This is a genomic window from Massilia sp. 2TAF26, assembly GCF_052115005.1.
Lineage (GTDB): Bacteria > Pseudomonadota > Gammaproteobacteria > Burkholderiales > Burkholderiaceae_D > Telluria.
Map to the genome: position 1 here is coordinate 1 of NZ_JBFRFV010000032.1, position 13,661 is coordinate 13,661.

Here is a 13,661-nt window from a genome sequence, read left to right on the forward strand (position 1 = left end):
GCCTGGATCACCAGCTGGGCGGCCTCGGGGATCAGCATGAAGTAGCGCGACACTTCCGGGTGGGTGATGGTCAGCGGACCGCCGCGTGCGATCTGGCGCTGGAACAGCGGGATCACCGAGCCGGACGAACCGAGCACGTTGCCGAAGCGAACCATGCAGAAGGTGGTATTGCTGCCGTGCCTCGCCGCGGCCGCTTGGAAGATGAGTTCGGCGATGCGCTTGCTGGCGCCCATGATGTTGGTCGGGCGCACCGCCTTGTCGCTGGAAATCAGCACGCAGGTCTCGATGCGGTGCTTGGCGGCCTGGGAGGCGACAACCTGGGCGCCGACCACGTTGTTGCGCAGGCCCTCGACGATATTGGTCTCGACCAGGGGCACGTGCTTGTAGGCGGCGGCGTGGTAGATGGTGTCGACCTTGCCGTCGCGCAGGATGCGCTCGACAAGGTCGGCATTGCATACCGAGCCGAGGTGGGCTTCGATGGGGATGTCGGGAAAGCGGGTGGCCAGCTCCTGGCGGATCGTGTAGAGCGCGAACTCGGAGTGGTCGAGCAGGTGCAGGCGGCTCGGCGCGACGGTCACGATCTGGCGGCATAGCTCGCTGCCGATGGAGCCGCCGGCGCCGGTCACGAGCACGGACTTGCCGCGCACGCAGCGGGCGAACAGGTCGATGCGCGGCGGCACCGGCGGCCGGCCGAGCAGGTCTTCGAACTTCAGTTCGCGGATGGCTTTGTGCGAGCTGACCCTGTCGTCCGCCAGGTCGACCAGGCGGCTCAGGATCTTGGTGCTGACGCCAGTCTGGGCCATGCGCTGCATGATGTCGCGCAGGCGCTCCTGAGACACCGACGGAATCGCGATGACGATCGAGCGGATGTGCATGGTGTTGACGACTTCCGCCAGGCGCTCGGTATTAAAGACGCGTAAGCCGCCGATCTTACGTTCGTTCAGTGCGTGCTTGTCATCGAAGAAGCAGACCGGACGGTATTCCTCGCTGGTGCGCATGGTGGTAGCCAATTTGGCTCCGGCTTCGCCGGCACCATAGATTGCCACCAACTCGGGATCTGACCCCGTATGTGCATGTTGATGACGCAGGAGATTCCGTACGCCGACGCGGGAGGCAATAACATAGGAAAACACGATGAACCAGTAAATGGCCAGGGTACTACGTGGAAAGCTTTCCTCGTGAATAAAAGCCATAACAATATAGACACAGAGGATAGCGATGGCCAGTGATATCCCTGTGATGCCAAGCAGGCGATGTTCAATAAAGCGGATGACGGCGCGATAAAGATCTGACACGGAAAACGTGGCAATTGTAATTGCAGCAATCAATGCATAGGAGCCCGGGCCGAAACTGAAGAGAAGCTTCTGGTCGCCACCCTGCAGTAACAGGGCAATGAGAAAGCAGACTGGCAGTGCGATCAGGTCTGCCATGATCATCAAAGCCATTTTCTTTGTCCGATGCAATGAAACCAACTTTGAACACAAGTGCTTGATTCCAATATGATTGTTGGCGCTATTTAATCTTGGCATGATGACGGATCTTATGTTGGGTTCAGAATTGCTCTATAAATTTAATTAAGTAAATTTTTTTTATGAAATTAAATTTATTCCAAGAAAAAATATCTTTAGAGCTAATGCGTGAAATCTATTTCTCTATTTGTTGATTATTTGCGCAGGTAGCGTTTTCGCGATTTGATCAGGCTCAAGGCTGCAGAAGAATATCTGTCTTAGTGATGAGTGACCGAATGGAATGAAAATTTACGGAAGAGGAAGGAAAACTTGGGTGTCGACAGCTTTGGATATATGATCGACAAGATGTCGGGATATCGCGCTGTCCTCACGCGCCAGGATGTGGCCTCTGAAGCTGGAGCTACATAATTTATTTCGGCAGGCCAAGAAATTAATCTTGATATGCATGACTAGATCGTTGTTCGGCGGTGACGGGTTTAGTGCGAAGATTTACTCAACGATATAAACTCTATTTGTCGTTTTCTTGCACAGCTTTTGCCATACGTAAAATGGCATCCAGAATTTCCATATCCTGCAAAACGAGAATGGAACATGAGCGAACGTTCACGATGCATCGATTGCGACGTGCTGGTGGTGGGCGGCGGCATCAATGGTGCCGGCATCGCGCGCGATGCCAGCGGGCGTGGGCTGCGGGTAGTACTGTGCGAAAAGGATGACCTGGCCCAGCACACCTCGTCGGCGTCGAGCAAGCTGATCCATGGTGGTTTGCGCTATCTGGAGCAATATCAATTCGGCCTGGTGCGCAAGGCGCTGGCTGAGCGCGAGGTCTTGCTGAAGAGCGGTCCGCACATCATGCGTCCGCTGCGATTCCTTATGCCGCATGCTGCTGGCGGCGGTGGGGCCGGCCAGCGTCCGGCCTGGCTGGTCCGCGCTGGCCTGTTCCTCTATGACCACCTTGCGCATCGTGATTTTCTGCCAGGTTCGGAAATGATTGCCCTGCACGAGCACTCGGCCGGGGCGCCATTGCAGCCGCGCTACACGCATGCCTTCGCTTATTCCGATGCCTGGGTCGATGATGCCCGGCTGGTCGTGCTGGCTGCCGTCGATGCAAGCGAGCGCGGCGCCACCGTCCTCACGCGCACTCGCTGTACCGCCCTGGTGCGCGAGCCGCAGCGCTGGGTGGCCACGCTACTGGGAAAGGACATCGAGATCCGTGTCAAGGCACGCTGCCTGGTCAACGCCGCCGGTCCCTGGGCCGCGAGCTTCCTTGGCCTGGCCGGCACGGGCGCGCGCCCGCGCCCGCTACGCCTGATCAAGGGCAGCCATATCGTGCTGCCGCGCCTGTTCGAGCACGACAGCGCCTACATTCTGCAGCAGCCGGATGGCCGCATCGTGTTCGCCATTCCCTACGAAGGCCAGTTCACCCTGGTCGGTACCACCGACGCCGACTACCGGGGCGACCTCGACCGTGTGGCCGTCGAGGCTGCGGAGATCGATTACCTGTGCGCAGCCATCAACCGGGTTTTTGCGCAGCCGATCGCACCGAAGGACGTGGTATGGAGCTATGCCGGTGTCAGGCCGCTGATCGGGGAGGAGGGCGGTAGCAGAGCAATGAGCGCGCAGAGCGCCAGCCGCGACTACAGGCTGGAGACCTGCCTGGACGGCGCACCCCTGCTGTCCGTTTTCGGCGGCAAGGTCACAACCTTCCGCAAGCTGGCCGAGCAGGCGGTGGACTGGATCGCGCCTGCGCTGGGCCGCCATGTGCCGGGCTGGACCGACAAAGCCTGCCTGCCGGGCGGCGACCTGTTCGGGCGCCAGCCCAGTGCCCGCGCAGTGCGGGAGGCCAAGGCATGGATTCAAGCGCGCCAGCAGCAGTATGCCGGCTTGCCGCGAACGCTGGTAGCCCGCTATGCGAGCGCCTACGGTACCAGGTTGAGCGCCATGCTCGGCCATTGCCGCAGCCGCGCGGATCTGGGAGAAGAAATCGTGCCAGGTCTATTCGAAGTCGAGGCGGACTGGCTGGTCAGGCAGGAATGGGCGCAGACGGCGGAAGATATTCTGTGGCGCCGCACCAAGCTCGGTTTGCACATGCAAGCGCAAATGCATGTAGCCGGCGTGCGGCGCCTGGAGGCTTGGCTGGGCGCCAAGCCTGAGCGGCTGAGGTGATTACGCGAAGTTCTTGTTCACGAAGTCCCAGTTGACGATGTTCCACCACGACTCGACGAACTTCGGACGGGCGTTGCGGTAGTCGATGTAGTAGGCGTGCTCCCAGACGTCGACGGTCAGCAGGGCCTTGTTCTCGGTGGTCAGCGGGGTGCCGGCGTTCGAGGTGTTGACGATGTCGACGGTGCCGTCCGGCTTCTTGACCAGCCAGGTCCAGCCCGAACCGAAGTTACCCACGGCCGATTTCTGGAACTCTTCCTTGAACTTGTCGAAGGAACCCCACTTGGCGTTGATCGCGTCGGCGACCGGACCGGTCGGGGCGCCGCCGGCGTTCGGGGCCATGCAGTTCCAGAAGAAGGTGTGGTTCCACACCTGGGCGGAATTGTTGAACACGCCGCCCTGCGATTTCTTGATGATTTCTTCCAGGGACAGGTTTTCGAACTCGGTGCCCTTGATCAGGTTGTTCAGGTTGGTCACGTAGGCCTGGTGGTGCTTGCCATAGTGGAATTCCAGGGTTTCAGCCGACATGGTCGGCTGGAGGGCATCCTTGGCGTACGGCAGCGGCGGCAGAGTATGTTCCATGTCTTATTCCTTGATTGGTTGGAAACGGGTCGTTCTTCCGAAACGGTCGCTATTCTAAACCGGATGCGAAAAGGTTGCAGATTACTCTAGCAGATCTTGCACGCTTGCCACGCCGACCTCGGCGCTGCCCTCGGCCAGGCGCACCATGATGGTGTCGCGCGGCTTGATCTGGCCAGGCGAATGCAGCACCTTGCCCTTGGCATTGCGGACGATCGCATAGCCGCGCTCGAGCGTGCGCTGCGGGTTCAGCAGCTCCAGCTGGGCGGACAGCGCGGCCAGCGCTTCGCGGCGCTGGCGCAGCTGGCCCGTCATGCCGGACACCAGCTGGCGCCGCTCCGACGCCAGCAGGGTACGCAGCGAGCGCAGGTCCGGCAGGTGGCGGGCCCAGCGCTGCTGCAGCTGGGCCAGCAGCACGCCATTCCGGTTGATGGGCGCGCGCACCGCATGCGTCAGACCGCTGGCCATGCCCAGGAGTGTCAGGCGCTGGTTGGCGATGCGGTCGGAGGGGCTGATCATCCGGCTGCTGAGCTTGTCCAGGCCCTGGTTGGCCTCGGACAGGATGCGGTCCATGGCGCGGCGCAGGTCGTCCGCATCCGCTTCCAGCGAGCTCATCCACTCGTCGCGCGCGGTGGCGGCCAGCTCGGCGGCGGCGGTCGGCGTCGCCGCGCGCAGGTCGGCGGCAAAGTCGGCGATGGTGAAGTCGGTCTCGTGGCCCACGCCCGAGATCACCGGCATCGCGGCGGCGTTGATGGCGCGCGCCACCACTTCCTCGTTGAAGCTCCAGAGATCCTCGATCGAACCGCCGCCGCGGCAGACCAGCAGCACGTCGACTTCCCGCCGGCGGGAAGCGGTGGCGATGGCCTCGGCGATCTTCTCGGCCGCGCCCTGGCCCTGCACGGGGGCGGGGTAGAGCACCACCCGCACATGCGGGGCGCGGCGCCGCAGCGCGGTGAGAACGTCGCGCAGGGCCGCTGCCTGGGGACTGGTGACGATGCCGATGGCGCGCGTGAACAGCGGCAGCGGACGCTTGCGCTCCTGGTCGAACAGGCCTTCGTTCGACAGCTTGTCCTTCAGGCGCATGAAGGCTTCGTAGAGGGCGCCGACGCCGGCGCGCCGGATCGCCTCCACGTTGATCTGGTAGTCGCCGCGTGCGCCGTACAGGGTGACCAGGGCGCGCACCTCGACCTTGTCGCCTTCGCGCGGCGTGAAGCCGGCGTACTGGGCACGGCCGCGGAACATCACGGCGCGTACCTGGGCGGCGTCATCCTTCAGCGTGAAATACCAGTGTCCGGACGCCGCGCGGGTGAAGTTCGAGATTTCGCCGCCGATCCACACCAGCGGAAACGAGCGTTCCAGCAGGCGCGCGACCTGCTGGTTGAGCGCGGTGACGGTGAGGACGGGCGGGGCGGCGTAGGCCTGATCGGCGTCGGAGGAAGTCAGCATATGGATGAGCTAAATGGAACTGTCCACAAAAATAGGGCGGCCCGATACGGGCGCCATATCTCAGGGTGTACAACAAATTGTTTTTGTAAACAGTTGATTTTTAATGTTTATTTTGGCTGCCTGATTTCGATGCAGAAACAAAATTTCCTTACGGATCAAAGACTTGTCGAGTCCGGCCGGCACTTGGCCACAATCTTATCCACAGAATCTGTGAGGAAGTGGATAAGCGCTTCGGCGATCCCGCTTGCATAAAAATAAGGCATGCATATGTTTTCTTAAGGCAATCAAGTACTTAGGCTGCTGTTCAGGGCCTTGCTCACATCGTTTTCCACAATTTATGTGCACACCCGGGCTATCCGGGCGGCCAGGGCAGGGTGTTGTGCACAAGCCGGCGCCTGCCTAAAAATTCTGCAGAGATAAATTATCCTTTAAATTCAAATACTTTGATATCGATCAAGCGCCTTGCTCACAATCTTTTCCACAAAATTTGTGAAGAATCCTGCCTGCCTGGGGATGTCCACTGTTTCGCTTCGTCGCGTCGGCGGTATCGGACCGATGTCACGGCATTCCGGCCCTGGCATCGTCAGGGATGGGACTATACCAGCACTGGGAAGCCCCCGGTTCTGCCTAAATTTTAGGCTCAACGAGCTATTTCCTTTGAATTCAAACGCTTAGGCTTGATTGAGTGGCCTTGCTCACATCGTTTTCCACAATTTGTGTGCAAAGACCGGGGCGGTGTGGAGAACCCCATCCTGCCCAAAAAACGGGCTCGGCCATTTTTTCCTTATGAATCAAAGGCTTTACGGCGGGTATTTGCTCTTGCGCACAATTTTGTCCACAAAAAATGTGAAGAAACAGACTCGGCTGAAGGGGCGGAATCCGGTCGCCGCCCTGCTAAATTTTTCATCGGGAAAATTTACCTGATTAAAATCAATAACTTACCTTGTGGAAAGGCTATTTCACACAAATTTATCCACAGAAATTGTGGGCAAGTGTCCTTGTCGCAAGAGGACTTTGTTGCGTATTGGAAATCCCTCGATCAGGGTGCCATGTTTTTACGCATGGAAAAATATCCTTTAAGAATCAAAGAACTTGCCTGTCGGTGGCAGGCTTGCGCACACTTTTATCCACAGAAAGTGTGCAGAACTCTACTTGCCGCAAAGCGGGCAACACGTTACATTGCGGAATTCGTTCACGTATAGTTTTTCTATACACATACGCACCGTTTTCCATTCACCCAGGAGTTCCTTTTGCTCGCCATTCTCCAAGCCGCCGGCTGGCCCATCTGGTTGTTGCTGATTGCCTCGATCATCGCACTGGCGCTGATCATCGAACGCCTGATCTACTTGCGCCGCGAAAAAATCCTGCCGCGCCAGCTGCTCGACGAAGTCATTCAGGTTTATCGCAGCGGCAAGGTTACGCCGGACATCATCGACAAGCTGCAGACCAACTCGCCGCTCGGCGCCGTGCTGGCCGCGGCCCTGCGCAACGTCGACGCCCCGCGCGACGTGATGAAGGAGTCGATCGAAGAGGCGGGCAGGGGCGTGGCCCATGTGCTGGAGCGTTTCCTGACCACCCTGGGCACGATCGCCTCGCTGGCGCCGCTGATGGGCCTGTTCGGCACCGTGGTCGGCATGATCGAGATCTTCGGCGCCCAGAATGCGTCCGGTACCAATCCGGCCCAGCTGGCCCACGGCATCTCGGTGGCCCTGTACAACACCGGCTTCGGCCTGGCGATCGCGATGCCGGCCCTGGTGTTCTACCGCCACTTCCGCGCCCTGGTCGACAGCTTCATCATGGATATGGAGCTGAAGGCCGTGAAATTCGTCGACGTCGTCCACGGTGCCCGCAAATGATGGACTTCCGCCGCGGCCGCAAGCGCGAGGATCCGGAGATCAACCTGATCCCGTTCATCGACGTGCTGCTGGTGGTGCTGATCTTCCTGATGGTCACCACCACCTACAGCAAGTTCACCGAGCTGCAGATCACCCTGCCGACCGCCGACGCCGAGAAGGCGATCGACAAGCCCTTCGAGATCAACGTCACCGTCGATGCCAAGGGTAATTACACTGTGAATAACCTGCCGGTGTCCTTCCACGGCGTGGCCGGCCTCGCCGACGACCTCAAGCGCGCGGCAAGCACCGGCGCGGACGGCCAGCCGCTGGCCAATCCGGTCAAGGACCCGGTGATCATCGTGAATGCCGACCAGTTTGCCATGCACCAGATGGTGATCAATGTGCTGGAAGCGGCGCGCATGGCGGGGTATGACAAGCTGACGTTCGCGGCGCAGACGGGCGGGCAGAAGTAAACACGGCGCCAAGCTACCGTCGTCCCCGCTTTCGCGGGAACGACGTTTATGCGGTAACGCGTATCGTTCCTGATATGGCATCCTCCCTCGAATCAACCCTCACCCGCGCCTGGCTGCGGCGCGGCCCGCTGGCCCTGGCGCTGTGGCCGCTGTCCCTGCTGTTCCGCCTGCTGGCGGCCCTGCGCGCGGGCCTGTTCCGCCTTGGCATCCTGCCATCCGAAGGCCTGCCGGTGCCCGTCATCGTGGTCGGCAATATCTTCATCGGCGGTACGGGTAAAACCCCGCTGACCATCTGGCTGGTCGAGCAGCTGCGCGCAGCCGGCCTGAGCCCGGGCGTGATCTCGCGCGGCCATGGCGGCGATGCCGACAGCGGTCCGCGCGAGGTGCTGGCCGGATCAAGCGCGCGCGAAGTCGGCGACGAACCGCTGCTGATCGCCGCCCGCACCGGCTGCCCGGTGGTGGTGGGGCGCCGCCGCGCCGAGGCGGGCCGCCATCTGCTGGCGCGCCATCCCGGGGTCGACGTGCTGGTGACGGACGACGGGCTCCAGCATTACGCGCTGCGGCGCGACGTCGAGCTGGTGCTGTTCGACGGTCGCGGCGTCGGCAACGGCTGGCTACTTCCGGCCGGGCCGCTGCGCGAGCCGCCTTCGCGCCGCCGAGATTTTACGGTGGTCAATACGCCCGAGCTGACGCCGGCGCTGGCGCTGGCGGTGGGCGGCCGGCCTTACCAGATGCGGCTGGCGGGCGATCATGCCGAGCAGCTCTGCGATCCGGCGCGGCGCCTGCCGCTGGCCGAGCTGGCCGGCGTTGCGGCCGGCAAGCGCGTCGTGGCCGCGGCCGGCATCGGCAATCCGGGACGCTTCTTCGCCATGCTGCGGAATGCCGGCCTGGCGCCGCAGGAGCTGCCGCTGCCCGACCACCACGACTTCCTGGACGATCCTTTCCAGGACCTGGGCGCCGGGCTCATCCTGATTACCGAGAAGGATGCAGTAAAATGTCGGCAACTTGAACACCTGAACAACGACCCGCGCCTGTGGGTCGTCCCGGTCACGGCGCAGATCGACCCTGCGCTGGCCGCTCAAATCGTGGAGAAATGTCGTGGACGCCCGACTGCTTGATATCCTGGTCTGCCCTCTGTGCAAAGGCCCGCTCGAATATGACAAGAAAGCGCAGGAGCTGATCTGCCGCCCGGACCGCCTGGCCTATCCGATCCGCGACGGCATCCCGATCATGTGGGCCGACCAGGCCCGCAAGGTCGAACCGGCCGTCTGAATCGCCTCATGAGCTTCATCGTCATCATCCCGGCGCGCCTGGCTTCGACCCGGCTGCCGAACAAGCCGCTGGCCGACCTCGGTGGCAAGCCCATGGTGGTGCGCGTGGCCGAGCGCGCCAAAGCGTCCGGCGCCGCGCGCATCGTGGTCGCCACCGACCACGCCGACATCCTCGCCGCCTGCGCCGCGCATGGCGTCGAAGCCTGCATGACCGAAGCAAGCCATCCGTCGGGCACCGACCGCATCGCCGAAGTGGCGCGCACCCTCGGCCTGCCCGCCGATGCCGTCGTGGTCAACCTGCAGGGCGACGAGCCGCTGATCGACCCGGCCCTGCTGTCCGCCTGCGCGGCCCGCATCGGCGCCGAGGTGCCGATGGCCACCTGCGCCCATCCGCTGCACGACGCGGCGGACGCCTTCAATCCGAACGTGGTCAAGGTCGTGCTGGACAAGCTCGGCCGCGCCCTCTACTTCTCGCGCGCCACCATCCCCTGGCACCGCGACGGTTTCGCCCAGAACCGCGACGCCTTGCCGGGCGGCTACGTGCCGCTGCGCCACATCGGTTTGTATGCTTACAGCAACGCTTTCCTGCAGCAGTATCCGCAACTGGAACCCTCCCCGCTCGAAACGATCGAAGCGCTGGAACAGTTGCGCGTGCTCTGGCATGGCGTGCCGATCGCGGTCCACGTCACCGACAGCGCCCCTGCGGCTGGGGTAGACACCCCGGAAGACCTGGCGCGGGTACGTTCTTACTTCGCATCTTGATCCTGATGGAAACCATGGCGCTAGCGGTCTGCGCCATGTCAAGCAGACCCTGCGATGGCCCTCCGGCAGTGGCGTCGGGGCCTGCTTTTGTGGTAACTTTCGGATCAAGCTAGTCAAATATGCATCAAACTCGGCCATCAGAAATGATGACCGTCTTCAACACCTTTTAGGAAATCCTTCATGCGTCTCATTCTGTTAGGAGCCCCCGGCGCCGGTAAAGGCACTCAGGCGAATTACATTAAAGAAAAATACAATATTCCCCAGATCTCCACCGGCGACATGCTGCGTGCAGCCATCAAGGCCGGCACCGAGCTGGGCCTGGCGGCGAAGAAGGTGATGGACGCGGGCCAGCTGGTGTCGGACGACATCATCATCGGCCTGGTGAAGGAGCGCCTGAAGGAGGCGGACTGCGCCAACGGTTACCTGTTCGACGGCTTCCCGCGCACCATCGCGCAGGCGGACGCGATGAAGGAAAGCGGCGTGAACATCGACTACGTGCTGGAAATCGACGTGCCGGACGAGATGATCGTCGAGCGCATGACCGGCCGCCGCACCCACCAGCCTTCGGGCCGCGTGTACCACGTCAAGTTCAATCCGCCGAAGGTGGAAGGCCTGGACGACGTCACCGGCGAGCCGCTGGTCCAGCGTGACGACGACCAGGAAGAAACCGTCAAGAAGCGTCTGGCCGTCTACCACAACCAGACCGAAGTCCTGCTCGGCTACTACAACAAGTGGGCGCAGTCGGGCCTGCCGGGTGCGCCCAAGTACCGCAAGATCTCGGGCGTGGGCCCGGTCGAGCAGGTGCGCGAGGCCGCCTTCGCCGCACTGGCTGAATAATCGCTTATCCGGGCGCGCCCGCAGAACGCGGCCGCCCGTTGGCTCCGGATGACGTCGTGCCATCCGTCCAGGTTTTTGGATCAAAGTTCGCATTACTCGCGTAAGTAATAGTAGTACTTGATCGAAGGACAATGGGGGAGGGACGATATGGCATCCACACAGCTGGGCTTCGCCGTCGCATGCGGCGTCATCGCGGTACTTTACGGGCTGTGGTCGCGCAGCTGGGTCCTGCAACAGGATCCCGGCAACGGCCGCATGCAGGAAATCTCGCTGGCCATCCAGCAGGGCGCGTCGGCCTACCTGGCGCGCCAGTACCGCACCATCGCCATCGTCGGCGTGATCCTGCTGGTGCTCATCTTCTTTCTTCTCGGCGGTCTGACCGCGGCCGGTTTCCTGGCCGGCGCCGTGCTTTCCGGCGCCTGCGGCTTCATCGGCATGAACGTCTCGGTGCGCGCCAACGTCCGCACCGCCCAGGCCGCCTCACTCGGACTGGACCAGGCCCTGCACGTGGCCTTCCGCGGCGGCGCCATCACCGGCATGCTGGTGGTCGGCCTCGGCTTGCTCGGGGTCTCGCTGTTCTACTGGCTCCTGGTGGCGCGCGCCGACCCGGCGCTGTCTCTGCATGACACCATCCAGCCCCTGGTCGGGCTGGCCTTCGGCGCCTCGCTGATCTCGATCTTCGCGCGCCTGGGCGGCGGCATCTTCACCAAGGGCGCCGACGTCGGCGCCGACCTCGTCGGCAAGGTCGAGGCCGGCATTCCCGAGGACGATCCGCGCAATCCCGCCGTCATCGCCGACAACGTGGGCGACAACGTCGGCGACTGCGCCGGCATGGCGGCCGACCTGTTCGAGACCTATGTCGTGACGCTGGTGGCGACCATGCTGCTCGGCGCCCTCATGGTGCCGACGATGGGCGGGACGGCGGTGATCTACCCGATGCTGCTGGGCGCGGTGTCGATCATCTCCTCGATCATCGGCTGCTCGCTGGTCAAGAACCGGCCCGGGCACAAGATCATGTCGGCCCTGTACACGGGGCTATGGTGGTCGGCCGGGCTGTCGCTGATCGGCTTTGCCGTGGTCACCTGGCTGGTGTGGCCGGACGACGCCATGCGCTGGCGCATGCTGGGCTGCGCCCTGGTCGGCATCCTGCTGACCGGTTCGATGGTCTACATCACCGAGTACTACACCGGCACCGAGTTCCGCCCGGTGCGCCACATCGCCGAAGCCTCCACCACCGGCCACGGCACCAACATCATCGCCGGCCTGGGCGTCTCGATGAAGGCGACCGCCTATCCGGTGCTGGCGGTCTGCGCCGCGATCCTGCTGGCCTTTGCGATGGCGGGGCTGTACGGCATCGCCATCGCCGCCACCGCCATGCTGTCGATGGCCGGCATCATCGTCGCCCTGGACGCCTACGGGCCGATCACCGACAACGCCGGCGGCATCGCCGAGATGAGCGGCCTGCCGGACAGCGTGCGCGCCGTCACCGATCCGCTCGATGCCGTCGGCAACACCACCAAGGCCGTCACCAAGGGCTATGCGATCGGCTCGGCCGGGCTGGCGGCGCTGGTGCTGTTCGCCGACTACACGCATGCGCTGGAGGCGGGCGGCACCCGCATCAGCTTCGAGCTGTCGAATCCGATGGTGATCGTCGGCCTCTTCATCGGCGGCCTGGTGCCCTACCTGTTCGGGGCGCTGGCGATGGAGGCGGTGGGGCGGGCCGCCGGCGCCGTCGTGGTCGAGGTCAGGCGCCAGTTCCGCGAGATCGTCGGCATCATGGCCGGTACCGGCAAGCCGGAATACGACAAGGCCGTCGACATGCTGACCGCCTCGGCGATCCGCGAGATGGTCCTGCCCTCCCTGCTGCCGGTGGTGGTGCCGGTGGCGGTCGGCATGCTGCTGGGTCCGATCGCCCTGGGCGGCATGCTGATGGGGACCATTGTCACCGGCCTGTTCGTGGCGATCTCGATGACCACCGGCGGCGGCGCCTGGGACAACGCCAAGAAGTACATCGAGGACAATCACTTCGGCGGCAAGGGTTCCGATGCCCACAAGGCGGCCGTCACCGGCGATACGGTCGGCGACCCCTACAAGGACACGGCCGGGCCGGCGGTGAACCCGCTGATCAAGATCATCAACATCGTCGCGCTGCTGCTGGTGCCGCTGCTGCCGGCGGGCGGCGGCTGGCTGGCGGTGACGGAGCCCGGCCTGATGCACCCGGCGGCCGCCGTGGCCGAACGCGCCGTCAGCGTCCCAGCGCCTCTTCCAGGGCCCGTCGCAGCGAATCGCGATCCGAATCACCGCGATAGCGCACGCCGTTAATGAAGAAGGTCGGCGTGCCGGTGGCGCCGTCATGGTGGGCCCGCGCGAGATCCTGCTGGACGCGCGGGCGATGGCGGCGCTCCAGCACTTCGATGCGGAAGCGCTCGATGTCGAGGTCCAGGCTTTCGGCCAGCACGGCCAGGTCCTGCTTGTCCATGACCGTGCGCTGCTGTTCGAACAGCAGGTCGTGCATGTCCCAGAACTTGCCCTGGCTGCCGGCGGCCTCGGCCGCTTCCGCCGCGAGTTCGGCCAGCGGGTGGAAGCCGGCCAGCGGCAGGTGGCGGTACACCAGGCGGATGCTGCCGACCTCGTCCGTCAGGGCGGTCAGGCCGGCATGTGCCCGCGCGCAGTAGGGGCACTGGAAATCGCCATATTCGATCAAGGTCAGCGCGGCATCCTGCGGGCCGCGCACGTGTTCGTCCGTGCCGATGTCGTCTACTCGGTTCATCGATCCTCCTGTGCTTGCGATGGCGGCATCATGGCATGCGCTCAGGATCGCCGCCG

13 protein-coding genes are annotated in these 13,661 nt (G+C 63.1%); 9 read left to right on the top strand and 4 right to left on the bottom strand.

What is annotated here, in order from left to right; translation table 11 throughout:
* Positions 1–1,529: polysaccharide biosynthesis protein (locus AB4Z32_RS23565; protein WP_442124302.1), on the bottom strand; the 1,529-nt coding region annotated here is incomplete at its 3' end.
* A gap of 531 nt (positions 1,530–2,060) precedes the next feature.
* Here AB4Z32_RS23565 and glpD point away from each other — a divergent pair.
* Positions 2,061–3,635 carry a glycerol-3-phosphate dehydrogenase gene (gene glpD, locus AB4Z32_RS23570; RefSeq protein WP_442124303.1) on the top strand — a complete coding sequence of 525 codons (1,575 nt, stop codon included), beginning with the start codon at positions 2,061–2,063 and terminating at the stop codon, positions 3,633–3,635.
* Here glpD and AB4Z32_RS23575 read toward each other — a convergent pair whose 3' ends face one another.
* Together AB4Z32_RS23575 and xseA are read right to left on the bottom strand one after the other, a co-directional pair.
* Positions 3,636–4,214 (bottom strand): superoxide dismutase, encoded by a 579-nt coding sequence (locus AB4Z32_RS23575; RefSeq protein ID WP_442124304.1) that lies wholly within the window; start codon positions 4,212–4,214, stop codon positions 3,636–3,638.
* 81 nt (positions 4,215–4,295) lie between these two features.
* Entirely contained in the window at positions 4,296–5,657 is a 1,362-nt protein-coding gene (gene xseA, locus AB4Z32_RS23580; RefSeq protein ID WP_442124305.1) for an exodeoxyribonuclease VII large subunit, read from the bottom strand.
* A 737-nt stretch (positions 5,658–6,394) separates the two neighbouring features.
* Here xseA and AB4Z32_RS23585 point away from each other — a divergent pair.
* From AB4Z32_RS23585 to AB4Z32_RS23620, 8 genes are all read left to right on the top strand, one after another.
* On the top strand, positions 6,395–6,859 hold the full coding sequence (locus AB4Z32_RS23585) for a hypothetical protein (protein ID WP_442124306.1): 465 nt from the start codon (positions 6,395–6,397) through the stop codon (positions 6,857–6,859).
* A gap of 48 nt (positions 6,860–6,907) precedes the next feature.
* Positions 6,908–7,513 carry a MotA/TolQ/ExbB proton channel family protein gene (locus AB4Z32_RS23590; protein WP_442124307.1) on the top strand — a complete coding sequence of 202 codons (606 nt, stop codon included), beginning with the start codon at positions 6,908–6,910 and terminating at the stop codon, positions 7,511–7,513.
* A complete protein-coding gene (locus AB4Z32_RS23595; protein WP_442124349.1) occupies positions 7,513–7,965 on the top strand; it encodes an ExbD/TolR family protein in 453 nt (150 codons plus the stop codon). The genes AB4Z32_RS23590 and AB4Z32_RS23595 overlap by 1 nt, the downstream gene beginning before the upstream one ends.
* A gap of 74 nt (positions 7,966–8,039) precedes the next feature.
* The gene (gene lpxK / locus AB4Z32_RS23600; protein ID WP_442124308.1) at positions 8,040–9,083 is read left to right on the top strand and encodes a tetraacyldisaccharide 4'-kinase; all 1,044 of its coding nucleotides are present in this window, start codon (positions 8,040–8,042) and stop codon (positions 9,081–9,083) included.
* Complete coding sequence (locus AB4Z32_RS23605) at positions 9,064–9,237, top strand: Trm112 family protein (RefSeq protein WP_442124309.1); 174 nt, start codon at positions 9,064–9,066, stop codon at positions 9,235–9,237. The genes lpxK and AB4Z32_RS23605 overlap by 20 nt, the downstream gene beginning before the upstream one ends.
* Positions 9,238–9,245: 8 nt before the next feature.
* Positions 9,246–9,998: a 3-deoxy-manno-octulosonate cytidylyltransferase gene (kdsB, locus tag AB4Z32_RS23610; RefSeq protein WP_442124310.1), complete on the top strand. Its 753-nt coding sequence runs from the start codon at positions 9,246–9,248 to the stop codon at positions 9,996–9,998.
* 180 nt (positions 9,999–10,178) lie between these two features.
* The gene (gene adk / locus AB4Z32_RS23615) at positions 10,179–10,835 is read left to right on the top strand and encodes an adenylate kinase (protein ID WP_442124311.1); all 657 of its coding nucleotides are present in this window, start codon (positions 10,179–10,181) and stop codon (positions 10,833–10,835) included.
* Between the two features lie 147 nt (positions 10,836–10,982).
* A complete protein-coding gene (locus tag AB4Z32_RS23620) occupies positions 10,983–13,157 on the top strand; it encodes a sodium-translocating pyrophosphatase (protein WP_442124312.1) in 2,175 nt (724 codons plus the stop codon).
* On the opposite strand, the gene AB4Z32_RS23625 is transcribed toward AB4Z32_RS23620, so the two are convergent.
* On the bottom strand, positions 13,081–13,605 hold the full coding sequence (locus AB4Z32_RS23625) for a DsbA family protein (protein ID WP_442124313.1): 525 nt from the start codon (positions 13,603–13,605) through the stop codon (positions 13,081–13,083). The two genes, AB4Z32_RS23620 and AB4Z32_RS23625, sit on opposite strands and share 77 nt — an antisense overlap.
* Between the last annotated feature and the right edge of the window lie 56 nt (positions 13,606–13,661).

Bases quoted from the DNA above. Each gene is read 5' to 3' on its own strand.
- xseA (WP_442124305.1), bottom strand. From the start codon at position 5,657: ATGCTGACTTCCTCCGACGCCGATCAGGCCTACGCCGCCCCGCCCGTC.
- kdsB (WP_442124310.1), top strand. From the start codon at position 9,246: ATGAGCTTCATCGTCATCATCCCGGCGCGCCTGGCTTCGACCCGGCTG.
- AB4Z32_RS23595 (WP_442124349.1), top strand. From the start codon at position 7,513: ATGGACTTCCGCCGCGGCCGCAAGCGCGAGGATCCGGAGATCAACCTG.
- lpxK (WP_442124308.1), top strand. From the start codon at position 8,040: ATGGCATCCTCCCTCGAATCAACCCTCACCCGCGCCTGGCTGCGGCGC.
- glpD (WP_442124303.1), top strand. From the start codon at position 2,061: ATGAGCGAACGTTCACGATGCATCGATTGCGACGTGCTGGTGGTGGGC.
- AB4Z32_RS23575 (WP_442124304.1), bottom strand. From the start codon at position 4,214: ATGGAACATACTCTGCCGCCGCTGCCGTACGCCAAGGATGCCCTCCAG.
- AB4Z32_RS23620 (WP_442124312.1), top strand. From the start codon at position 10,983: ATGGCATCCACACAGCTGGGCTTCGCCGTCGCATGCGGCGTCATCGCG.
- AB4Z32_RS23625 (WP_442124313.1), bottom strand. From the start codon at position 13,605: ATGAACCGAGTAGACGACATCGGCACGGACGAACACGTGCGCGGCCCG.
- adk (WP_442124311.1), top strand. From the start codon at position 10,179: ATGCGTCTCATTCTGTTAGGAGCCCCCGGCGCCGGTAAAGGCACTCAG.